This window comes from Marinobacter sp. MIT932201, assembly GCF_047123295.1.
GTDB lineage: Bacteria > Pseudomonadota > Gammaproteobacteria > Pseudomonadales > Oleiphilaceae > Marinobacter > Marinobacter salsuginis.
Map to the genome: position 1 here is coordinate 900,485 of NZ_CP138917.1, position 24,003 is coordinate 924,487.

Sequence of the window (24,003 nt, forward strand, 5' to 3'; positions counted from 1 at the left end):
TGAAAGAAACATGCACGTACAAAAAAGTTTAGGGTCGAGGCTAGCGATGTTCAGAAAACTCAATGTATACGTCAGCGTGATTGCTTTTGGGTTGTTATCCGGCCTGGCCAACGCGGTCACGCTGGAAGACGTGTCGTTTTCCTCGCTACCGGGCGAGCGGCTTGAAGTCACACTGCAATTTGATGGGGCGCCACCGGAACCCTCTGGGTATACCATTGAGCGTCCTGCTCGCATTGCGGTTGACCTTCGAGACACGACCAGTGGCCTTAACAGCCGGAGCGTTCCGCTCGGCTCAGGCAACGCCCAGAGTATGACCGTAGTAGAAACCAAGGATCGCACACGGTTGATTTTCAATCTGGTTGAGTTGGTGCCTTACGAAACGGTCCGTTCGGGCAACTCCCTGGTTATGACGATTGGCGGGCAAGCCGGGGCTGTTGCTACTACGTCCACCTCTTCTTCGGCTCAAAGCAGCTCAGCTACGGGCACGGTGTCCTCCGACGCTCTTGCCGGGGTGGATTTTCGCCGTGGCAAGGATGGTGAAGGTCGGGTTCTTGTCGAGCTGGGCAGCTCCAGCACACCGGTGGATCTGACCGAACGCGCTGGCAAGATCCGCTTGACGATGGATGGGCTTGAAGTTCCATCGAACCTGCGTCGCCGGCTCGATGTGACTGATTTCGCCACCCCGGTTACCCGTATCGACACCTTTGTCGAGGATGGCAATGCCGTGGTCGAGATCACCTCAGAGGGCAATTACGACTACATTGCTTACCAGTCCGGCAGCCAGTTTACTGTGAGTGTCGAGGAGCTGAGCCAGGAAGAGGCGGAGTCTCGCAGGGAAGAGAAGTTCCCGTACACCGGTGACAAGTTGTCCCTGAACTTCCAGGATATTGAAGTCCGGTCGGTCCTGCAGTTGATTGCCGACTTCACCGGTCTGAACCTCGTGGCAAGTGACACTGTCGGCGGTAGTATCACTCTACGCTTGCAGAATGTTCCCTGGGATCAGGCCCTGGATCTGATTCTCAAGACTAAAGGCCTCGATAAACGTCAGATTGGCAACGTATTGCTGGTAGCGCCTGCCGATGAAATCGCGGCTCGCGAGAAGCTTGAGCTTGAGACGAACAAGCAAATCGCTGAACTGGCACCGGTCCGTCTCGACATTATTCAGGTTAATTACGCCAAGGCGGCTGATATTGTTGCGTTGATCAAGGAAGACGAAGAGCTGATTTCCGATCGCGGCTTTGTCTCCTCGGATGTGCGAACAAACACCATCAGCGTTCGTGAAACGGCCGAGAAACTTGACGAAATTCGCCGTCTGGTATCGACATGGGACGTTCCGGTACGGCAGGTTTCTATCGAGGCCCGTATTGTGCGTGCGCAAACCAACGTTGCCGAGAACCTCGGTGTTCGCTGGGGTGGCGCCGCTTACGATGTGAGTGGAGATAATGTATTTACCGTAGGTGGTTCGCAGCAATCTCTGCAGGAAGCGCGGGACGCGGCTGCCGGAAACAGCAACACCATCACCTTCCCGGGCGCCCTGGCGGTTGACCTCGGCGTGACAGGTGAGGGCGCATCGTCCTTCGCCATCGGCTGGGGCAGCGATGACTTCCTGGTGGACCTCGAGCTGTCGGCTCTCGAGAGCGATGGTCAGGCCGAAGTTGTCTCCCAACCCCGCGTTGTGACTGCTGATCGCCAGACGGCGTCTATCAAGTCTGGTGAGGAAATTCCCTATCAGGAAGCGTCTTCGAGCGGTGCTACTTCTGTTTCTTTCAAGGAGGCCGTGCTCTCCCTTGAAGTCACTCCGCAGATTACGCCGGATGACAAGATCATCATGGATCTTGTGGTCAACCAGGACTCTCGTGGTGAGGTGACTGCTGGTATTCCATCAATCAATACCAATGAAGTGACCACCCAGGTTCTGGTTGGCAATGGTGAGACGGTTGTTCTGGGCGGCATTTTCCAGTCGGAAGTGGCGACTCAGACTACCAAGACGCCGTTCCTTGGAGATATTCCCTACCTGGGTCGTATTTTCAAGCGTACCGAGCATATTGATGAGCGCAGCGAATTGTTGATCTTCATTACTCCGAAGATCATCAAGAACGACCTGCTTCGTTAAACGGTGCAGTTCAAAAGCCGCCGCTTAATACCGGCGGCTTTTTTGGTGCGCCCGGCACGGGCGCACTCCTGGAGGTGCAAGTCCTCCCGTGAGCTGGCCACAGCGAACGAAGTGAAGCGCAACTGCGGAAGGGTGACCGACCGTGGGGAGGAAGCGTGGAGCGTAAACCGTGAGCCGATGAACAAGAATCGGATATGAGGCACTGCCAAGCAGGGCGAGCGGGCCAAAAGCCGCGAAGCTCTTGTGGCCAAGGCGAAGTGGTGTAAATCCGGCGGTTGTGCGGCGAAGGAGTGTGTTCTTACCCGGGGAGATCTCGCCTCATGCCTGAAAGGGCGACGTGGCAACACGGAGCGAGAAGTCAGCAGAGGCCATAGTAACCGCTAACACAGGGCGAAGGGCCGAACGAGAAGGAGCGTCAAACGCCTTGTCGATGAGCACTGTACGGCATCAGATGCCCGCGCCAGCGGGGCGGATCGCGCAACGGACAGGTGAAGCCTTGCCGAAGGCGATGAGCGATGAAGCAGGACTCCCGCGACAAGAACCGGAAGGCGCAGGGCGAAGCCTGCTTGAGCAGGCGTTCGCACGAGAGAATATGCAGCGGGCATGGAAGCGCGTGAAGGCCAACAAGGGAGCGGCAGGTGTGGACGGGTTGGACATTGCCCAAACCGCGGAACACCTGCGATGGGCGTGGCCTGAGCTTCGCCAGCACCTGCTGAGCGGCGCCTACCAACCACAGCCCGTCCGTCGGGTAGGCATCCCGAAGCCGGACGGCAGTGAGCGGGAACTGGGCATCCCCACCGTCACTGATCGTCTGATTCAACAGGCACTGTTGCAAGTGCTGCAACCTCTGATTGATCCCACCTTCAGCGAGCACAGCTACGGCTTCCGCCCGGGCCGTCGGGCCCACGACGCCGTGTTGGCTGCGCAGCGTTACGCCCAACAGGGCCGCCATATCGTGGTGGACGTCGACCTGTCGAAGTTCTTCGACCGGGTCAACCACGACATCCTGATCGACCGCCTGAAGAAACGCATAAACGACCCCGGCGTTATCCGGCTGGTTCGTGCGTACCTGAACGCGGGCATCATGGACGGTGGTGTGGTCATGGATCGGCACGAGGGCACGCCGCAAGGCGGGCCATTGTCGCCGTTGTTGGCCAACGTTCTGCTGGACGAGGTGGATAAAGTGCTGGAACGCCGGGGGCACTGCTTCGCCCGTTACGCCGATGACTGCAACGTCTACGTTCGCAGCCACAAGGCGGGAGAACGGGTCATGCAGTTACTCCGCCGCTGTTATGGAAAGTTGCGTCTGGTGATTAACGAAGCCAAGAGCGCGGTGACCAGCGTGTTCGGGCGCAAGTTCCTCGGCTATGCCCTGTGGCAAGGGAGGAACGCTGAGGTTCGACGCGCGGTATCCACCAGGGCGTTACAGGCGTTCAAGCTCCGGATCCGGCAACTGACCCGGGGATCAGGGGGTCGCAGTATTGAACAGGTGGTAGAGCAACTCCGCCGATACCTGCTCGGCTGGAAAGGGTACTTCAGGCTGGCGCAAACGCCACGCATCTGGCGATCACTGGATGAGTGGATACGTCGTCGTCTGAGAATGCTCCACCTCCGGCAGTGGCGGCGGGGTAAGACGATCTACCGGGAGCTGGTCCGGTTGGGTGCCAGTTCCTGGGTGGCTGAATCTGTGGCGGCTCTGAGTCGCCGCTGGTGGCACAACAGTCGCTCTGCCATCCACAATGTCCTGACGATTGCCTACTTCGACCGGTTGGGAGTGCCGAGACTCTCGTGAACCCTCAACGTCTCGAACCGCCCGGTGCGGACCCGCATGCCGGGTGGTGTGGGAGGGGTGGAGCCTCATGGCTCCCCCCTATCCCGATTGCCTGAAACAGACTCGGGGCGGTCCTGAACTTATGCAATCACGGGGCCTGTGATATTCTCACCCGCCTGAACAAAACTGAGCGGAAGTTATGTCTTTGCCGAAACGCGTTGTCCTGGTTGGCCCAATGGGAGCAGGGAAAAGCACGATTGGCCGTATGCTCGCCAAAGAGCTCGGCTATCGTTTTCTTGATTCTGATCGCATCATTGAAGAGCGATGCGGGGCCAATATCCCGTGGATTTTCGACGTTGAGGGGGAGGATGGCTTTCGTTTGCGGGAAACGGCCATGCTGGACGAGTTGTCCCATGAGGATCATACCGTGCTGGCCACGGGCGGCGGCGCGGTCATGCGCGAGGAAAACCATCCTATCCTGAAAAGGGATGCGACGGTGATCTATCTGAAGACCTCGATAGAGCAGCAGGTGGAGCGAACACGTAAGGACCGAAATCGCCCTTTGCTCCAGAACGATAACCCGGAGGCGGTTCTGCGGAAACTGTTCTCGATCCGGGATCCCCTGTATTCCAGTCTGGCAGACATCATCATGTTCACGGACAGGAAGAGCCCTAGGCTGGTCGTTCGCCAGTTGGTTAACCGGCTGAACCCGAAAACACCCCGTCATAAAAGGCAGGTCCGGAAGGAGGGGCGCAATCATGTCTAATCGGTATCGCGAACTCTCGGTGGAGCTCGGCGAACGCAGCTATCCCATTTTTATCGGCCAGGACCTTCTCGGTACTCAGGATCTGTCATCCTACGTCTCCGGTGCGCAGGTCATGATTGTCACCAATGAGACGGTTGCACCGCTCTATCTTGATCGGGCGAAAGCCTGTTTTCCCGGGAAGCGAGTCGATACCGTCGTTCTTCCTGATGGCGAGAAGTTCAAGGACTGGCAGACTCTCAATATGATCTTCGATTGTCTCCTTGAGCAACGACACACCCGGAAAACTACTCTGGTTGCGCTCGGCGGAGGCGTCGTTGGTGATATGGCCGGTTTTGCCGCAGCCTGCTATCAGCGGGGGGTTCCATTCATCCAGATTCCAACTACCCTGCTTTCCCAGGTGGACTCTTCCGTCGGGGGTAAAACCGGCATCAATCACCCGCTTGGCAAGAACATGATTGGCGCATTCCACCAGCCGCAGGCGGTTCTTATAGATACTGCCAGCCTGCAAACCCTTCCTCCTCGTGAGGTTTCAGCGGGGCTGGCCGAGGTTATCAAATATGGGCTGATTCGTGACGAGGACTTTCTCGCCTGGCTTGAAGATCACATGGATTCTCTGGTCAGCCTTGATCCGGAGGCACTGGCAGAAGCTATCTTCCGCTCCTGTGCATGCAAGGCCGAAGTTGTAGCTCTGGACGAGCGCGAAGGAGGTCTGAGGGCGATACTGAACCTTGGTCACACTTTCGGACATGCGATCGAAACCTTTGCAGGTTACGGCAACTGGCTCCACGGAGAGGCGGTAGGCACTGGTATGCTCATGGCCGCCGAACTGTCTGCGCTTGAAGGTATGATCAGCCGTGAGGATTGCGCCCGGATTAATCGACTTATCCTGCGGGCCGTATTGCCGGACAAACCTCCGGTCGGAATGACCGCAGACGACTTTATGAGCTTGATGGCTGTCGACAAGAAAAACGTGGATGGCCTGCTCAGGCTCGTCCTGCTTCGTTCGATTGGCGATGCAGTCGTCACATCCCAGGCAAAGCCTGAAAACCTGGCACTCACGTTTGCCCGTTTTTGCCGCTCAACATGATGTTGGCCCGAAGGCTTCAATAATTTGGTAACGGACCAGCAACCAAGGAAGACCCGTGACTGAAGAAAGCTTGAACAGTCTTGATGGCGGCGGCCTGTTTCCCAGGCTGCAACAACGCTACAGCCTCCGTGCCAACCCCCTGGAGATGGAAACACCGTTTTTCCCGGACGCAATGCGTCATCACGCCCTGGAGGCATTGCGCCATCTTTGCGGCTTTGGTGACATGGCTCTGCTGTTGACCGGTGCTGCGGGTGCGGGCAAAACCCGGATACTGGCGGAGCTGGTCCGCAGCGAGTCGTCCAGGCTTGATTTTCACCGGATACCGGCTGCAGCGTTGACCAGCGCCCAGGCGCTTGCCCGGGACCTGAAAGCCGTCGCCCGCTCCAGTCTCGGCCAGGAAGCCAGCCCGCGAGACCTGGTTTATCAGTTCTTCAGATGGTCGGAGTCCAGGGTTCGCAAGGGGCAGCGCATGGTCCTTTTGATTGACGATGCGGATAGAGCGCCGACGGAGTTGCTCAGACTGATTTTGTCTGCTTATCTGGCTTCTGAGCGCGGGTCTTCTGCGGTTCCGGTGTTTGCGGGTACCGATAACCTGGTGCAGATGCTGGGTCTGGATAATTCAAGCACCAGCGTGCACCAGATTCATCTCCGCCCACTGACAAAAGACGAAATTGTGGCTTACCTTGAGCCAAGAGTTCATGCAGCTGGTGGTAAGACAGGCGAGCTACTCAGTCCGGCGCGGGTTTCGAAAATTCATGCCTTGAGCCAGGGTAGTTTTTCGAGGCTTAAGCGGGTAACGCCAGGCGTCTGGTTGGATATGGTATCCGCGCCAAGCAGTGCCGGCTCTCGGGCATTGCCCTGGAAAAGGCTTCTCTGGCCGGGGTTCGCTCTGGTTCTGCTCGCGGGCTCGTGGTGGTTCGTGTCTCGCCAGTACGATGAGTCGGTTGCCGAGGAGGTCGTGAAAGCGCCGGAGCCGGTGCGAAAGAGCATTACCATTGGCCCTGAAACGGAGGAATCCGAGCCCGTCTCCGATGAGCCGCTCGTGGCGGCTGAGCCCCTGTTGACAGGGCCGGTAACCGAGCCCGACCCTGTAGAGCCAGAGCCAGAGCCAGAGCCAGAGCCAGAGCCAGAGCCAGAGCCAGAGCCAGAGCCAGAGCCAGAGCCAGAGCCAGAGCCAGAGCCAGAGCCAGAGCCAGAGCCAGAAGCCGCGCCGGAGTTCGTTCCTGCCGATCCGCAGTATTTTGCAGCCATCGACAAAGTTCGCGCGCGAGGAGGCTGGACCATACAGCTGGTTGCCGGCAACCTGGAGCAGACCGCATTAAATGTCATATCCAGCTATTCAGAGCTTGATGATCTGGTGTATACCCGAGGGGAAAGGCAGGGCCAGCCATGGTTTATGGTATTCTATGGCGAGTTCCCTACCCGGGAGGCGGCGAACGCCGCAGCATCTGGTTTGCCGGAAGAACTGGCTTCCCGGTCGCACTGGGTGCGTCCAGTCGACAATTTATAGCGCCGCTCTTTTCGGCTCTAACTTGTTGTTCCGTAACCTTGTCGATTGGTAATTCCGGTTTCGGCTTCCCACAATAACTCCACGCCGATTTGAGTACGTATTTCTACGTGTGTAAAATAGCCAGCCCCCATTTTCAGTGTCAAAGGGTGGTTGTATGGCTGTGCGCCAATTAACTCTTTGATTGAAAAGCATTTCTACGTGAGAGAACGCTTATGATGACAGGTTTGTATCATCCCGATGAATTCAGGGACAACTGTGGATTCGGTCTGATTGCCCACATGAAGGGCGAGGCCAGTCATAAGTTGTTGCAAACTGCCATCGAGTCTCTGACCTGCATGACCCACCGAGGTGGTATCGCTGCAGACGGAAAGACCGGCGATGGTTGTGGCCTGCTGATCCAAAGCCCGGATGGCTTTCTGAAGAAAGCTGCCAAGGCGGCGTTTGGCAAGGAGCCAGGCGACCTCTTTGCCGTGGGTCAAGTGTTCCTTAACCCCGACGAGAACAAGGCTGCCGCCGGTCGTACAGCGATTGAAAAACGGCTGACCGAACAGGGTCTGGAAATCCTTGGCTGGCGTGAAGTGCCGGTGGATGACAGCTGCCTGGGCCCGATGGCGCTGGATTGCCTGCCTCGCATTGAGCAGGTTTTCGTGGTGCCAGCCGGCAAGGAAGAGCGTGACTTTGCAATCAGTCTGTTCGTGGGTCGCCGGCATGCTGAAAGCGACATGGCCGAAGATCCGGAATTCTATATCTGTAGCCTGTCTCACCGTACTTTGGCCTATAAGGGCCTCATGATGCCGGCGGACCTGGCCAACTTCTACAAGGATCTCGGTGATCCGGATCTTGAGACCGCTATCTGTGTATTCCACCAGCGGTTTTCCACTAACACCATGCCCCGGTGGCCGCTGGCACAGCCGTTCCGGTATCTGGCTCATAACGGTGAGATCAACACCATCGACGGCAACCGCAACTGGGCCATCGCCCGGGCCGCCAAATTCAGCTCCCCGGAACTGCCCGATCTGCAGACCCTTCAGCCACTGGTCAATCTCACTGGTTCCGACTCCTCGAGCATGGACAACATGCTGGAAGTCCTGCTTGCCGGTGGTGTAGACCTTTTCCGTGCCGTTCGCATGATGATTCCGCCGGCCTGGCAGAATGTCGACAGCATGGACTCCGAGTTGCGGGCGTTCTATGAGTACAACTCCATGCACATGGAGCCCTGGGATGGTCCCGCAGGTCTGGTGATGTCGGACGGTCGTTATGCGGTCTGTATGCTCGATCGAAACGGGCTGCGTCCTGCCCGGTGGGTTATCACCAAAGATGATTTCATCACGCTGGCTTCAGAGATCGGTACCTACGGGTACCAGCCCAACGACGTGGTTGCGAAAGGCCGTGTCGGGCCGGGGCAGATGCTGGCTATCGACACCGAATCTGGTGAGGTCCTGCATACCAAAGACATTGATCAGCGTCTGAAGACCGCGCAGCCCTACAAGCGCTGGCTGCGCGAGAACGCCTTGCGCGTGGAAACCACGCTGAACCAGGACACACCTGACTTCAGGCTGATGGACTCCGACGAGCTTCTGGTGCATCAAAAAATGTTCATGGTCTCCTTCGAAGAGCGTGACCAGGTGTTGCGTCCGCTGGCAGAGAACGGCCAGGAAGCGGTTGGGTCCATGGGTGACGATACCCCGATGGCCGTGCTCTCCAGCAAAGTGCGCCACGTAGCGGATTATTTCCGGCAGAAGTTCGCTCAGGTGACCAACCCGGCGATAGACCCCCTGCGTGAGGCGATCGTTATGTCTCTGGAGACCTGTCTGGGGGCCGAGCGTAACGTGTTCGAGGAAACCGCCGATCACGCGGATCGAATCATCCTGACCACGCCGGTACTCTCGCCGGCCAAGTTCCTGAAGATCGCCAACAACGAGCGTCCCGGGTTCGAGGTGGCGCGGATCTCCATGAGCTACCGCCCGGAGCAGGGTCTGGAGCAGGCGATTCACCAGGTTTGCGAGGAGGCGGAGCAGGCTGTCCGGAATGGTAAGGTGCTTCTGATCCTCACAGACAAGGATTTGAAGGAAGGAGAGCTGCCGGTCAACGCCCTGATGGCAACCGGTGCCGTTCACCATCATCTGGTCCAGAAAGGGTTGCGCTGCGATTCCAACATCATTGTTGAAACCGGTTGGGCTCGTGATCCCCACCATTTTGCGGTGCTTTTCGGTTTTGGTGCGACAGCGGTGTACCCGTACCTCGCTTACCAGGTCCTGAACGATCTGATCCGCACCGGCGAATTGCTGATGGATCCGATTGACGCCAAGAACAACTACCGGAAGGGCATCAACAAGGGGCTGCTGAAGATCCTCTCCAAAATGGGGATCTCGACCATCACCTCCTACCGGGGCGCCCAGCTGTTCGAGGCGATCGGGCTGGCTGACGACGTCGTTGACCTGTGTTTCAAAGGTGTGCCCAGCCGTATTCAGGGGGCTGGCTTCTACGACTTCCAGCAGGACCAGGAGCAACTGGCTTCCGTGGCCTGGAAGCCGCGCAAGCCGATTGTCCAGGGTGGCTTGCTGAAGTACGTCCACGGCCAGGAGTACCACGCTTTCAACCCGGATGTCGTCGGCAAGCTGCAAGAAGCAGTAACCAGTGGCGACTACGGCCACTACAAGGAATACGCCGGTCTGGTCAATGAACGGCCGGTGGCAACCCTGCGTGATCTCCTTGGCTTCCGCAAGGACCTCAAACCGATTGATCTCTCGGAAGTTGAGCCGGTTGAGAATATTTTCCCGCGCTTCGATTCCGCGGCCATGTCGCTCGGTGCGCTGTCACCAGAGGCCCACGAGGCCCTGGCGGTCGCTATGAACACACTGGGTGGTCGCTCGAACTCTGGCGAGGGCGGTGAAGATCCTGCCCGCTATGGCACCGAGAAACGGTCAAAGATCAAGCAGGTGGCTTCCGGACGTTTCGGCGTGACGGCTGAGTATCTGCGTAGCGCTGATGTCATGCAGATCAAGGTGGCTCAGGGCGCGAAGCCTGGTGAGGGGGGCCAGCTGCCCGGTGGCAAGGTCAATGATCTGATTGCACGTTTGCGTTATTCCGTGCCCGGAGTGACCTTGATTTCGCCGCCGCCCCATCACGATATCTACTCTATCGAGGATCTGGCCCAGCTGATTTTTGATCTCAAGCAGGTCAACCCCCAGGCCCTGGTGTCAGTGAAGCTGGTTTCCGAGCCGGGTGTGGGTACTATCGCGGCCGGTGTTGCCAAGGCCTACGCCGACCTGATCACCGTCTCCGGTTACGATGGCGGTACGGCAGCAAGTCCGTTGACGTCCATCCGCTACGCGGGTTCTCCCTGGGAGCTCGGCTTGACGGAAACCCAACAGGCCCTGCGGGCCAACGATCTGCGTGGCAAGATTCGCCTGCAGACCGATGGCGGTATCAAGACCGGTCTGGATGTTGTGAAAGGTGCGATCCTGGGTGCAGAGAGTTTTGGTTTCGGTACCACGCCGATGGTGGCTTTGGGCTGTAAATATCTCCGAATCTGCCACCTGAACAACTGCGCGACCGGAGTTGCTACCCAGAATGATCACCTCCGTGAAGAGCACTTCAAAGGCACGGTGGAAATGGCCATGAACTTCTTCCGTTTTGTGGCTGAAGAAACCCGTGAGTGGATGGCGAAGCTGGGCGTGCGCAGTCTGGAAGAACTGGTTGGTCGCGTTGATCTTCTGGAGCGGCTGCCGGGCGATACCGAGCGCCAGAAGAAGCTGGATCTCAGTCGCCTGTTGTCTAATGACCATATTCCGGCGGACAAGCCTCAGACCTGTCAGGTGGAGCGGAACCATCCGTTCGACGAGGGCAAACTGGCGGAACAGATGGTTCAGGATACCGCTGCAGCCATCAAGGAAAAGAGTGGTGGCGCCTGGTCGTACCGGGTCACCAACTGTGACCGCTCCATCGGTGCCCGTTTGTCTGGCGAAATCGCTCAGCTGCATGGCAATCAGGGTATGGTCGATGCGCCCATTACCCTGGATCTAACCGGTACCGCGGGCCAGAGTTTTGGTGTCTGGAACGTGGGCGGTCTCAACCTGATCCTTGAAGGGGATGCCAACGACTACGTGGGTAAAGGTATGACCGGTGGCAAGCTGGTCGTGAAGCCGCCCCGCGGTAGCGCCTTCAAGACCCAGGAAACCTCCATCGTCGGTAACACCTGCCTCTATGGAGCGACGGGCGGCAAACTCTTCGCTGCTGGTACTGCAGGTGAGCGTTTCGCGGTTCGTAATTCTGGCGCCCACGCGGTTGTGGAAGGCGCTGGCGATCACTGCTGTGAATACATGACCGGCGGCCTGGTGACGGTACTCGGATCAACCGGGCACAACTTCGGTGCGGGTATGACCGGTGGCTTTGCCTACGTTATGGACCTCAACAATACCTTCGTGGACAAGTACAACCACGAGCTGGTCGAGATCCAGCGCATTTCCAGCGAAGACATGGAGTCCTACCGCAATCATCTGCGTGGTGTGATTCGGGAGCACATTTCCGAGACCGGCAGTGAGTGGGCTGAGCACATTCTTGAGAATTTCGACGACTACATCGGCCGCTTCTGGCTGGTGAAACCCAAGGCTGCCAACCTGCGCAGTCTACTGGCCAGCACCCGGGCGCGCCCGGAATAAGAAGCTGAGAGGGTTCGGGGCGAGTGGCCTGGCTGCCGCCCTTGTCGAAATTGAGTTGATGAGAGCATCCAGATGAAAGAACGACTGAGTAACGACTTCCAGTTTGTTGAAGTAGGGCGGGTCGACCCCAAGAAGGTCCCGGCCAAGAAGCGGAAGAAAGAGTTTGGCGAAATCTACCACCCCTTCACGGCAGATAGTGCGGCGTCCCAGTCTCACCGTTGTCTTGAGTGTGGTAACCCCTACTGCGAGTGGAAGTGCCCGGTACACAATTACATCCCGAACTGGCTCAAGCTGGTTTCCGAAGGCAATATCATGCGGGCCGTCGAATTGTGTCATCAGACCAACTCCCTTCCAGAGGTCTGCGGTCGAGTGTGTCCGCAGGATCGTCTCTGTGAGGGTGCCTGTACGCTGAACGACGGCTATGGTGCGGTTACCATTGGGTCTGTCGAGAAATACATTACTGACACCGCTTTTGCCCTCGGCTGGAAACCGGACATGTCCGCCGTGAAGTGGACAGACAAGAAGGTTGCTGTCATCGGTGCCGGTCCAGCCGGGCTGGGTTGTGCGGACGTCCTGGTTCGCAACGGCGTCAAGCCGGTTGTCTTCGATATCTATCCGGAAATCGGCGGTCTGCTGACCTTCGGCATTCCAGAGTTCAAGCTGGAAAAATCCGTCATGACCCGCCGCCGCAAGGTGTTCGAGGAGATGGGTGTGGAATTTCGCCTGTCCACCGAGGTGGGCAAGGACGTTCAGCTGCAGGACATCATTGACGAATACGATGCCGTCTTCATGGGAATGGGCACCTACACCTATATGAAGGGCGGCTTCCCGGGTGAGAACCTGCCGGGCGTGTACGATGCACTGCCGTTCCTCGTTTCCAACGTCAATCGTCGTCTCGGCTTTGAGAAAGACGAAGCCGATTTCATCGACATGAAAGGTAAGCGGGTTGTTGTTCTCGGCGGTGGTGACACGGCTATGGACTGTAACCGCACCTCAATCCGTCAACAGGCCGAGAGCGTCACCTGTGCCTACCGCCGGGACGAAGCCAATATGCCGGGTTCCCGCCGTGAAGTGGCCAACGCCAAGGAAGAGGGCGTCAAGTTCCTCTTCAATCGTCAGCCCATCGCCATTATTGGTGAAGACCGGGTTGAGGGTGTGAAGGTGGTTCAGACTCGCCTGGGCGATCCTGATGAAAATGGTCGTCGCCGTCCGGAAGTAGTCCCGGGTAGTGAGGAGGTTATTCCTGCTGACGCGGTTCTGGTCGCCTTCGGTTTCCGCCCGAGCCCGGCCGACTGGTTCGATGAGCTGAAGGTTAATACCGACGATTCGGGCCGGGTAACCGCGCCGGAAGAGTCCGAGTTCATGTTCCAGACCAGCAACGAGAAAATCTTTGCCGGCGGGGACATGGTCCGCGGTTCGGATCTGGTCGTAACCGCTATCTGGGAAGGCCGTCAGGCTGCCGAAGGTATCATGGATTACCTGGATATCTGATTGCAGGATTGATCCTGATCAGAAGGGCGGTTTCCTAAGGGAAAGCCGCCCTTTTTTATTCCCGCAAACCGGGTATTATGGCCTCCATCCAATTTTCCCCTTTGTACAGAACACGCTGGATTTTCTATGACCGAGCTGAAGAATGATCGTTTCCTGCGCGCCCTGATGCGCCAGCCCGTGGACCGCACACCGGTCTGGATGATGCGTCAGGCCGGGCGATACCTGCCGGAGTACCGTGCGACCAGGGCCAAGGCGGGGGATTTTCTCAGCTTGTGCAAGAACACGCCGCTGGCCTGTGAAGTCACACTCCAGCCCCTGGAGCGCTTCCCGCTGGATGCGGCCATCCTGTTTTCAGACATCCTGACCATTCCCGATGCATTGGGTCTGGGCCTGTACTTCGAAACCGGTGAAGGCCCGAAATTCCGGAATACGATTCGCTCCGAGGCCGATGTAGCGGCTCTGCCCAAAATTAACGCTGAGGTGGATCTGGATTACGTGATGAACGCGGTTTCCACCATTCGCGGAGCCCTGATCGGCAGCGTTCCCCTGATCGGCTTCTCCGGCAGCCCGTGGACCCTGGCGACCTACATGATTGAGGGCGGCTCTTCCAAGGATTTCAGGGAGGCGAAGAAGCTCATGTACGGCCAGCCGGAGGTTATGCACCGCTTGCTGGACCATCTGGCGGATTCGGTTATTGATTACCTCAACGGCCAGATCAAGGCTGGTGCCCAGGCTGTCCAGATTTTCGATACCTGGGGTGGCGTTTTGAGCAGCTGGGCCTATGAGGAGTTCTCCCTTCGCTACATGAAGAAGATCGTCGACGGCCTGATTCGCGAGAACGATGGTCGCAGGGTGCCGGTGATTCTGTTCACCAAGAACGGCGGTCAGTGGTTGGAATCCATTGCCGGTTCCGGTGCCGATGCCGTCGGCCTCGACTGGACCACCGATATCGGCAATGCCCGGGCCCGCATTGGTGACCGGGTGGCCCTTCAGGGCAATATGGATCCGGCAATGCTGTATGCGCCACCTGAGCGGATTCGCCAGGAAGTGGCCGATATCCTCCGGCGCTTTGGTTCCGGTACTGGCCATATCTTCAATCTTGGCCACGGGATTACGCCGGATGTCGATCCGGAGCATGCCAAGGCGTTCATCGAGGCCGTGGTGGAACTTAGCCCCGAGTATCATCGCTGAGTATTAGAGTTCGTTTTTTCCAGCCTGCTGATCATGTTGGCTGGGCCGTGATGGGGCCCTTTCCAAAAACCGCTACGAGCACATCCATGTGCGCTTGTCCTCGGCCATCCTTGGCCTCCGACATTTTTGGAAAGGGCCCCACCACGGCCCGAGTCTTACCTCAGGGATATATCCTTTCGAGAGTCCCGTAGGTCGGATTAGGCGCGCAATGCGCACCGTAATCCGACAACCGAAGCTCCCTCAAAAACTCCTCTGGATGCAATCTCCTGTCCGGTCTATAGTCAGGTAAAACAAGACCGGTTAACAGGAGTAACCCGTTGCCCGCTAAAACCCCCGAAAAACGCAGGTTCCACCGAATCGAATTCGATGCGCCCTGTGAACTCCACTGCCAGGAATCCGTCTGGACGACGGAGGTGCTGGATATTTCGCTAAAAGGTGTTCTGGTCAAGCGGCCGGAGGGTTGGCAGGTCCCGTTAAAGCAGCCCTGTGAGGTGATTGTACATTTGGACGACCATGAGGCTGGTATTGTCATGGCCGTTGAGTTGAGGCACGTGGAACCGCACCGGCTGGGCTTCAAATGTCAGTACATTGATCTTGATAGCGCCACCCACCTTAAACGCCTAGTGGAACTGAACCTGGGCGACCAGGCGCTGTTGGAAAGAGAGTTTGCACATCTGATTGATTAAAGCCGTTTGACGTCCGAGTCTTGCAACTTCGTTTGCAGGACAGTCTGTTATCGGTGTTTCCAAAAATGTCGGAGGCCAAGGATGGCCGAGGACAAGCGCACATGGATGTGCTCGTAGCGGTTTTTGGAAATACCGATAACAGACTGGCCGTCGACTCCAGAAAACTCAGGCTTAGAGTTCTTCGAGGGCAGTAAGCGCATCACTCAGTTTGGTAACGGGAATCACCTTCATGCCATCGATGGCCTTCCTTGGTGCATTGGATTTCGGCACTAGTGCCCGGGTAAAGCCGTGCTTCGCAGCTTCGTAGATTCGTTCCTGGCCGCTAGGTACCGGGCGGATCTCGCCGGACAGGCCGACTTCGCCGAAGATGACCAGGTCCTGGGGCAGGGCGCGGTCTCGGAAGGAGGAGACGATGGCGGCCAGCAGTGCCAGGTCGGCACTGGTTTCGTTGACCTTTACGCCGCCAACCACGTTTACGAACACGTCCTGATCGGACACGTGCATGCCTCCATGGCGGTGCAGTACGGCCAAAAGCATGGCTAGCCGGTTCTGGTCCAGGCCAACGGCAACACGCCTTGGGTAGCCGCCCTGGGCCATATCCACCAGTGCCTGGATTTCCACCAGCATGGGGCGGGTGCCTTCCCAGACCACCATCACCACGCTTCCCGGGGCGGCGTCTTCGCCGCGGTTCAGGAAGATCGCGCTGGGGTTCTTCACTTCCTTCAGGCCCTGTTCCAGCATCGCGAACACGCCCAGCTCATTGACTGCGCCAAACCGGTTCTTGATCCCGCGTAGTGTGCGATAGCGACTGTCGCTGGAGCCTTCCAGGAGGATAGAGCAGTCAATCATGTGTTCCAGGACTTTAGGGCCTGCCAGGCTGCCGTCTTTGGTCACATGGCCAACCAGGAACAGGATGGTGCCAGTCTGCTTGGCGAACCGGGTCAGGTAGGCTGCGCTTTCCCGCACCTGGGAGACACTGCCGGGGGCGGACTCGATATCCGCCATGTGCATCACCTGAATACTGTCTACCACAAGAATCCGGGGCTTTTCTGCCTCGGCCACCTGCATGACGCGCTCGACGCTGGTTTCGGACAGCATCTTCAGGTCTTTGGTGGGCAACCCCAGGCGTTTGGCGCGCATGGCGACCTGTTGCAGGGATTCCTCACCAGTCACATACAAGGCGGGGACCGATGCGGCCAGATGGCAGACCGCCTGGAGTAGAAGGGTGCTCTTGCCTGCACCTGGATGGCCGCCCATCAGAACAGCTGAGCCCTCCACGAGCCCGCCGCCCAGAACCCGATCGAACTCCTGCATGCCGGAGCTGATACGGGGCTGCTCGGCCAGGCTGACGTCGTCCAGGCTCTGAACCTCCGAAAGGCTGCCGGCGAATCCCTCAAAGCGGGCGCCGCGGGCGCCTTTGGCATTGCTGCTGACGCCGCGAACTTCGCTGATGGTGTTCCAGGCCTGGCAGGCTGTGCACTGGCCCTGCCATTTGGAATAGTCTGCACCGCATTCGGTGCAGACGTAGGCGGTCTTGGCTTTTGCCATCAGGCCAGCTTCTTGTACTTCATGCGCTGGGGCTGCATGGCAGAATCGCCTTTGCGCTTCTTGAAGTCCTCATCGTACTCCGTGAAGTTACCCTCGAAGTAAACGACCTCGCCATCATCCTCGAACGCCAGGATATGGCTTGCCACACGGTCGAGGAACCAGCGGTCGTGCGAGATAACCAGGGCAGAACCCGGGAAGTTCAGAAGGGCTTCTTCCAGGGCGCGGAGGGTTTCCACGTCGAGGTCGTTGGTCGGCTCGTCCAGCAGCAGCACGTTGCCGCCCTGTTTCAGTAGTTTGGCCAGGTGCAGGCGGTTGCGCTCACCACCGGATAGGTCGCCAACCCGCTTCTGCTGGTCGCTGCCCTTGAAGTTGAAGCGGCCAACGTAGGCTCGCGAAGGCGTCTCGTAGTTGCCCACCTTGATGATATCGTTGCCGTCCGAGAGTTCCTCCCAGACGGTTTTGCTGCCGTCCAGATCTCGCATCTGGTCCACGTAGGCCAGTTCCACGGTTTCGCCGACGGTGATGTCGCCAGAATCCGGTTTGTCGAAACCGGCGATCATCTTGAACAGGGTGGATTTACCAGCACCGTTGCCGCCGATGATGCCCACGATGGCACCGGGCGGTACGCTGAAGGACACGTTTTCATACAGCAGTCGGTCACCGAAGGACTTGCTGATACCGTCCACCTCGATCACCTTGTTGCCCAGCCGTGGACCAGGCGGAATGTAGAGTTCGTTGGTTTCGTTGCGCTTCTGGAATTCCTGGGAGCTCATCTCCTCAAAGCGGGCCAGACGAGCCTTGCTCTTCGACTGGCGCCCTTTCGCGTTGCTGCGCACCCACTCCAGTTCCTGCTTGATGGCTTTCTGGTGAGAGGCTTCCTGCTTGGATTCCATCTCCAGACGCTTTTCCTTGTTCTCCAGCCACTGGCTGTAGTTGCCTTCAAACGGAATGCCATGGCCACGGTCCAGTTCCAGGATCCAGCCAGCGACGTTGTCCAGGAAGTAGCGGTCGTGGGTGATGGCAACGACGGTGCCTTCGTAGTCGTGGAGAAAGCGCTCGAGCCAGGCCACGGATTCGGCATCCAGGTGGTTGGTGGGTTCGTCCAACAGCAGCATGTCCGGCCCCGACAAGAGCAGGCGGCACAGGGCTACCCGGCGGCGCTCACCACCGGAAAGAACGCTGACTTTCTGGTCCCATGGTGGAAGGCGCAGTGCATCGGCCGCAACTTCCATCTTGCGTTCAATGTCGTGGCCATCGGTGGCCTGGATGTAGGCTTCCAGTTCGCCCTGCTTCTTGGCCAATGCGTCGAAATCGGCGTCCGGTTCGGCATAGGCTGCGTAAACCTGATCCAGTTCGGCAAGGGCGTCGTGGACGCCGGAAACCGCCTCGTCGACGATCTCCTTGACCGTTTTGTCCTCGTCCAGCTCCGGCTCCTGGGGCAGATAGCCCACGTTGATGCCGGGCTGCGGGCGGGCTTCACCGATGTAATCCTGGTCCACGCCCGCCATAATGCGGAGCAGGGTGGATTTACCGGCACCGTTGAGGCCCAGTACGCCGATCTTGGCGCCGGGGAAGAAGCTTAACGAGATGTCTTTCAGAATCTCGCGCTTGGGCGGGACTACTTTGCCCACCCGGTTCATGGTGTATACGTATTGGGCCATACTGGCGTAAACCTCTTGATATAACAGGTTCGTGAATTCGAATACTGGTGACTCGGGCGGCGGGGCTGGCCTTCCGGGATACGCTGTAAATACGTCCATGTACGCTCGGCAAAATCATCCCTGATTTTGACGATCCCGGAAGGCCAGCCCCGCCCCCCTTGATCGGAGCTCGTGTTATTGATCCGGTAAGGTAACGAAACGCACCAGTGATAGCAATTGAGCAGAAACCGGAGGTGGCCGTATGCCGGTATCTGCGGACGGTATAAAGGGTGATTTTTCACCCCTTTGTAAGATAGAATAGCGGCCCAATTTTTCAGGGGGGCTGCGGAGTGCCAAAGCTCTCCGGGCCAGCCAAGCACACAGAGGCAGCGCATCCATGTTTAATCGTGAAATGAAAATCGCCGGCTTTGACGACGAACTCTGGAACGCCATGCAGGCGGAAGAGAAGCGCCAGGAAGCTCACATCGAGCTGATCGCATCCGAGAACTACACCAGCCCTCGGGTGATGGAAGCCCAGGGCAGCGTGCTGACCAACAAGTACGCGGAAGGCTATCCGGGCAAGCGCTATTACGGCGGCTGCGAATTCGTGGATATTGCCGAAGATCTGGCGATTGAGCGTGCCAAGGAGCTATTTGGTGCTGCCTACGCTAACGTGCAGCCGCATTCCGGTTCCCAGGCCAACTCTGCTGTCTTCATGGCCCTGCTCAAGCCCGGTGACACTGTTCTTGGTATGAGCCTTGCCCACGGTGGTCACCTCACCCACGGGGCTAGCGTGAACTTTTCCGGCAAGATCTACCACGCCGTGCAGTACGGCCTGAACCCGGAAACCGGCCTGATCGATTACGACGAAGTGGAAGCGCTGGCTGTTGAGCACAAGCCGAAAATGATCATTGCCGGCTTCTCCGCGTATTCACAGGAGCTGGATTTTGCCCGTTTTCGCGAGATTGCGGACAAGGTTGGTGCCTACCTGTTTGTGGACATGGCCCACGTAGCTGGTCTTGTTGCCGCTGGTGTTTATCCGGATCCCGTTCCCCACGCTCACGTGGTTGCAACCACGACGCACAAGACTCTGCGCGGTCCCCGTGGTGGTCTGATCCTGGCCTGCGACGACGCCGATCTGCAGAAAAAACTGAACTCTGCTGTCTTCCCGGGTGGCCAGGGCGGTCCGCTGATGCACGTGATTGCCGCCAAGGCCGTGTGCTTCAAGGAAGCCATGAGCGATGAGTTCAAGGCCTACCAGCAGCAGGTTGTTAAGAACGCTTCTGCCATGGCCCAGGTTTTTGTGGATCGCGGGTACGACGTGGTTTCCGGTGGCACGAAGAATCACCTGTTCCTGGTCAGCCTGATCAAGCAGGACATTACCGGTAAAGATGCTGATGCGGCGCTGGGTCGTGCTCACATTACCGTGAACAAGAACGCGGTTCCCAATGATCCCCGGTCACCGTTCGTCACTTCCGGTCTGCGTATTGGCACCCCGGCGATCACAACCCGCGGATTCGGTGAGTCCGAGTGTCGTGATCTGGCCGGCTGGATCTGCGATATCCTCGATAACCTGGACGACGAGGCGGTCAACAGCCGTGTTCGCGAGCAGGTCGGTGCGCTTTGCGCCCGTTTCCCCGTCTACGGCTGATCGTTTTATAGCTAGACTACAGGCATGACCCGCCGGGCCGACATGTTGGCCCGGCTTCCTCTTCGGAGTTCCTGATTATGCATTGTCCCTTCTGTGGTGAAGCAGATACCAAGGTGATCGACTCCCGGCTGGTGGCTGAGGGTGATCAGGTGCGTCGCCGCAGGGAATGCCTGTCTTGTCGGGAACGGTTTACGACCTTTGAGTCCGCCGAACTGGTGATGCCACGGGTGGTCAAGCAGGATGGCACCCGGCAGCCGTTTGATGAGGAAAAGCTGCGCGCGGGGCTGATGAAAGCGCTCGAAAAGCGGCCTGTAAGCATTGAACAGATTGATGCGGCCCTGAACCGGATCAAATACCGGTTGCGGGCGACCGGCGAGAGGGAAGTGAAATCCATGCAGCTGGGCGAGGAGGTCATGACCGAATTGCGCCAGTTGGACAAAGTTGCCTATGTCCGCTTCGCTTCGGTGTATCGCAGCTTCCAGGATATCAACGAGTTCAAGGAAGAAATCGAGAGGTTATCGGCAAGCAATGGCGAGGCTGCTGTTGATGTCGCCAAAGCACTGGCGGATAACCACGCCCCCAAAGGCAAGGCATGATCGAGAACCGCGACAGGGCCATGATGGCACGGGCTGTCCAGCTTGCCTGGCGCGGTCGGTACTCCACCCATCCTAATCCCAGAGTTGGCTGTGTCATTGCCCGGGGAGATCTGGTGCTTGGTGAGGGCTGGCATGAGCGCGCCGGAGAGGCCCATGCCGAGACTCGTGCTCTGAGTCAGGCAGGCACTGACGCCCGAGGCGCGACGGCGTACGTAACACTGGAGCCCTGCAGCCATTTCGGTCGCACGCCGCCCTGTGCCAGAGCGCTGATCGATGCCGGGATTGCTCATGTGTACGCCGCAACCAAGGATCCGAATCCGTCGGTGTCAGGTCGTGGGCTGGACATGCTCAGGGAAGCGGGTGTCCGGGTTACCGAAGGCTTGCTGGCGGAAGAAGCTGCGCGCCTGAATCCGGGGTTCATGAAGCGGATGAACACCGGGCGGCCCTGGGTGCGCCTGAAAATGGCCGCGAGCCTTGATGGCCGTACTGCGATGGCTTCCGGTGAGAGCCAGTGGATAACCGGTACAGAGGCCCGTCGCGACGTTCAGCGCTTGAGAGCGATCAGTGATGCGATTCTGACAGGTGTGGGTACGGTGCTGGCCGATGACCCGTCCCTGACAGTCCGGCGCGAAGATCTGGGGGATATTGGCGACGCGACGGAACCGTCCAGGCAGCCACTTCGGGTGATTGCAGACCGGGATGCGCGCACGCCGTGTTCGGCGAAGATCCTTCATGGCGGTAACGTGCAGGTGTTCTGTGCGTCATCAACACTGGCGACCGCGCCGGCACAGGATCTGGCGGCGCTGGGCATCAGTCTTACCGGCGTTGCCTGGAAGGACAACGGCATCGACCTGGCTGAGCTGCTGGATTCGCTAGGCGAGCTTGGTATCAACGAACTGCTGGTTGAAGCGGGGCCCACTCTGGCTGGCACATTTATCAGCGAAAACCTGGTCGATGAACTCTGGCTCTACCAGGCGCCGGTTTTCCTCGGCAGCACGGGGCGTCCGACCGCACATCTGCCGCTGGAGACCATGGCAGATAAAGTACAATGGAAAGTTCTGGACCGACGTCAGGTAGGTGAGGATCAGCGTTTGATCCTGGCCCGCCAGTAATCCATAAACTCAGGACGTTCTGCAAGCCAACACTTGCCGGAACGCCGCAAGGGTGCAAAACCATATGGCACTGAACAGCATTGAAGACATCATTGAAGATATCCGTCAGGGCAAAATGGTCATACTGATGGATGACGAGGATCGCGAGAATGAGGGCGATCTCGTGATGGCTGCTGAGCATTGCACGGCCGAGGCCATCAATTTTATGGCCCGTTTTGGGCGCGGCCTGATCTGTATGCCCATGACCCGGAACCGCTGCGAACAATTGGGTTTGCCGCTGATGGTCCAGCAGAACGCCTCCGGTTTCGGGACCAAGTTTACCCTTTCCATCGAAGCCGCAGAGGGCGTGACGACTGGTATCTCAGCGGCAGATCGGGCTCGCACGGTTCAGGCAGCGGTGGCCCGAAATGCCAAGGCCAGTGATCTGGTCCAGCCTGGCCATATTTTCCCGTTGATGTCTGATCCCGGCGGCGTGCTTAGCCGTGCGGGGCACACGGAAGCATCCTGTGACCTTGCGGCACTGGCCGGTTGCGAGCCGGCGGGTGTGATCTGCGAGATTATGAATGACGACGGCTCCATGGCCCGCCGGGAAGATCTGGAGCGGTTTGCCGAAGAGCACGATCTGAAGATCGGAACGATTGCCGACCTGATTCATTACCGCACCATGAACGAGCGCACTGTAGAGTGTGTGGAAGAGAATGACCTGGATACCGAGTACGGCGTATTCAAGCTTCGAACCTATAGAGACAACATCCAGGGAGCCACTCATCTGGCCATGTTGATGGGGGATATTTCTCCTGACGAGCCAGCGTTTGTTCGTGTTCACATCACCGATACCCTTCGGGATCTTCTGGGCGCCCGCCGTAAGGACTCCCGTAGCTGGCCTCTGCACCACGCCCTGGAGAAAGTTGCTGAGGAAGGCAAGGGTGTGGTTGTTCTCCTGAACAGCGCAGAGGACAGCTACAACCTGGAAGACCGGATCCAGGAATTCTTTGATGAGGGTAAGGGTTCCTCCGGCAAGGGCAGCTCGGGCGTCTACTTTACCGTAGGCACCGGTTCCCAGATTCTCCGGGATATCGGTGTTGGAAAGATGCGTCTTTTGAGTCCGCCGATCAAATTCTCGGCGATCTCCGGTTTTGATCTGGAAGTTGTTGAATACGTTCCCTATACCCCTGAATGATTAACCCGGTCGTGGCCTCGATGCCGCGACACGTGAAGGAGCCATCAATGGCAGATATCAGAGTAATTGAAGGTGATTTTACCGAGTGCAGCGGACGTTATGCGCTGGTCGTGGGCCGTTTTAACGGCTTTGTTGTGGAAAGCCTGGTTGAAGGTGCACTGGACACACTTCGCCGCCACGGGATTTCCGATGACGATGTCACCATTGTGCGTGTTCCGGGGGCCTATGAAATGCCCCTCGCCGTCAAACGCGTTGCCGAAACCGGCGACTACGATGCGATTATTGCCCTGGGTGCGGTCATCCGTGGTGGCACGCCCCATTTCGAGTATGTTGCCGGCGAGGCCTCCAGCGGGCTCGGCGCTGTCAGCCTTGATACCGATGTACCGGTAACTTTCGGGGTGCTGACGGTGGATTCCATCGAACAGGCCATCGAGCGTTCCGGAACCAAGGCTGGTAACAAGGGTGCGGAAGCCGCGATCACTGCCCTTGAAATGGTCAGTCTGTTCAAGAAGCTGGGTGAGTAATGAGCGAAACTGAAGGTACATCACCGCAGCCGGCTCCGTCCGGCCAACCGAAAGCCGGTGATCGACGCCGTGCCCGGGCCCTTGCCATGCAGGGGCTCTATCAGCGTCATTTCAGCAAAACGGCGATTTCTGACATTGAAGCCGAGTTCATGGTCGACAATGATATGAGCAAGGTCGATCTGCTGTATTTCCGTGATCTGCTTCGCGGTGTGCATCGCGAACAGGGTGAACTGGACAAGCTGATCGAGCCTTTCCTTGATCGTCCTATCAACGAGGTTGACCCGGTGGAACTGGCGATTGTTCGTCTGGGAGCCTATGAGCTCAAGCATCGGCTTGATGTGCCCTACAAGGTGGTGATCAACGAAGGCATTGAAATGGCCAAACGCTTCGGTGGCACCGAGGGCCATAAATTCGTCAACAGCATCCTCGACAAGCTCAGCGGCCGACTCCGCCTTGCCGAGACTCGCGCCCGCTAG

17 protein-coding genes are annotated in these 24,003 nt (G+C 58.1%); 15 read left to right on the forward strand and 2 right to left on the reverse strand.

What is annotated here, in order from left to right:
* Nucleotides 1-46: 46 nt before the first annotated feature.
* From pilQ to SIC15_RS04140, 9 genes are all read left to right on the forward strand, one after another.
* Nucleotides 47-2,113, forward strand: coding sequence for a type IV pilus secretin PilQ (gene pilQ, locus SIC15_RS04100; RefSeq protein ID WP_412537125.1), 2,067 nt, complete (start codon nt 47-49; stop codon nt 2,111-2,113).
* A 424-nt stretch (nt 2,114-2,537) separates the two neighbouring features.
* Nucleotides 2,538-3,905 (forward strand): group II intron reverse transcriptase/maturase, encoded by a 1,368-nt coding sequence (gene ltrA, locus SIC15_RS04105; protein WP_053115127.1) that lies wholly within the window; start codon nt 2,538-2,540, stop codon nt 3,903-3,905.
* Between the two features lie 178 nt (nt 3,906-4,083).
* Nucleotides 4,084-4,650, forward strand: coding sequence for a shikimate kinase AroK (aroK, locus tag SIC15_RS04110; RefSeq protein ID WP_412537126.1), 567 nt, complete (start codon nt 4,084-4,086; stop codon nt 4,648-4,650).
* On the forward strand, nt 4,643-5,737 hold the full coding sequence (gene aroB / locus SIC15_RS04115) for a 3-dehydroquinate synthase (RefSeq protein ID WP_412537127.1): 1,095 nt from the start codon (nt 4,643-4,645) through the stop codon (nt 5,735-5,737). Before aroK ends, aroB begins: the two co-directional genes overlap by 8 nt.
* A gap of 55 nt (nt 5,738-5,792) precedes the next feature.
* The gene (locus SIC15_RS04120) at nt 5,793-7,247 is read left to right on the forward strand and encodes an AAA family ATPase (protein WP_412537128.1); all 1,455 of its coding nucleotides are present in this window, start codon (nt 5,793-5,795) and stop codon (nt 7,245-7,247) included.
* A 212-nt stretch (nt 7,248-7,459) separates the two neighbouring features.
* Complete coding sequence (gene gltB / locus SIC15_RS04125) at nt 7,460-11,908, forward strand: glutamate synthase large subunit (protein WP_412537129.1); 4,449 nt, start codon at nt 7,460-7,462, stop codon at nt 11,906-11,908.
* Nucleotides 11,909-11,980: 72 nt separating this feature from the next.
* Nucleotides 11,981-13,399: an FAD-dependent oxidoreductase gene (locus SIC15_RS04130; protein ID WP_069185158.1), complete on the forward strand. Its 1,419-nt coding sequence runs from the start codon at nt 11,981-11,983 to the stop codon at nt 13,397-13,399.
* Between the two features lie 126 nt (nt 13,400-13,525).
* Nucleotides 13,526-14,590 carry a uroporphyrinogen decarboxylase gene (gene hemE, locus SIC15_RS04135; protein WP_412537130.1) on the forward strand — a complete coding sequence of 355 codons (1,065 nt, stop codon included), beginning with the start codon at nt 13,526-13,528 and terminating at the stop codon, nt 14,588-14,590.
* Nucleotides 14,591-14,907: 317 nt separating this feature from the next.
* A complete protein-coding gene (locus SIC15_RS04140; protein WP_069185160.1) occupies nt 14,908-15,276 on the forward strand; it encodes a PilZ domain-containing protein in 369 nt (122 codons plus the stop codon).
* Between the two features lie 171 nt (nt 15,277-15,447).
* On the opposite strand, the gene radA is transcribed toward SIC15_RS04140, so the two are convergent.
* Both radA and ettA read right to left on the reverse strand, forming a co-directional pair.
* Nucleotides 15,448-16,824: a DNA repair protein RadA gene (radA, locus tag SIC15_RS04145; RefSeq protein ID WP_412537131.1), complete on the reverse strand. Its 1,377-nt coding sequence runs from the start codon at nt 16,822-16,824 to the stop codon at nt 15,448-15,450.
* A complete protein-coding gene (ettA, locus tag SIC15_RS04150; RefSeq protein WP_153634760.1) occupies nt 16,824-18,485 on the reverse strand; it encodes an energy-dependent translational throttle protein EttA in 1,662 nt (553 codons plus the stop codon). The genes radA and ettA overlap by 1 nt, the downstream gene beginning before the upstream one ends.
* Nucleotides 18,486-18,861: 376 nt before the next feature.
* Here ettA and glyA point away from each other — a divergent pair, with 376 nt between their 5' ends.
* From glyA to nusB, 6 genes are all read left to right on the forward strand, one after another.
* Entirely contained in the window at nt 18,862-20,115 is a 1,254-nt protein-coding gene (glyA, locus tag SIC15_RS04155; protein WP_069185163.1) for a serine hydroxymethyltransferase, read from the forward strand.
* Between the two features lie 77 nt (nt 20,116-20,192).
* Nucleotides 20,193-20,711, forward strand: a complete 519-nt coding sequence (gene nrdR, locus SIC15_RS04160) for a transcriptional regulator NrdR (RefSeq protein ID WP_008170769.1) — start codon at nt 20,193-20,195, stop codon at nt 20,709-20,711.
* Complete coding sequence (gene ribD, locus SIC15_RS04165; protein ID WP_153634759.1) at nt 20,708-21,823, forward strand: bifunctional diaminohydroxyphosphoribosylaminopyrimidine deaminase/5-amino-6-(5-phosphoribosylamino)uracil reductase RibD; 1,116 nt, start codon at nt 20,708-20,710, stop codon at nt 21,821-21,823. The genes nrdR and ribD overlap by 4 nt, the downstream gene beginning before the upstream one ends.
* A 64-nt stretch (nt 21,824-21,887) precedes the next feature.
* The gene (gene ribBA, locus SIC15_RS04170) at nt 21,888-23,003 is read left to right on the forward strand and encodes a bifunctional 3,4-dihydroxy-2-butanone-4-phosphate synthase/GTP cyclohydrolase II (RefSeq protein WP_069185165.1); all 1,116 of its coding nucleotides are present in this window, start codon (nt 21,888-21,890) and stop codon (nt 23,001-23,003) included.
* 47 nt (nt 23,004-23,050) lie between these two features.
* Entirely contained in the window at nt 23,051-23,527 is a 477-nt protein-coding gene (gene ribE / locus SIC15_RS04175; RefSeq protein ID WP_296935052.1) for a 6,7-dimethyl-8-ribityllumazine synthase, read from the forward strand.
* Complete coding sequence (gene nusB / locus SIC15_RS04180) at nt 23,527-24,003, forward strand: transcription antitermination factor NusB (RefSeq protein ID WP_104323162.1); 477 nt, start codon at nt 23,527-23,529, stop codon at nt 24,001-24,003. Before ribE ends, nusB begins: the two co-directional genes overlap by 1 nt.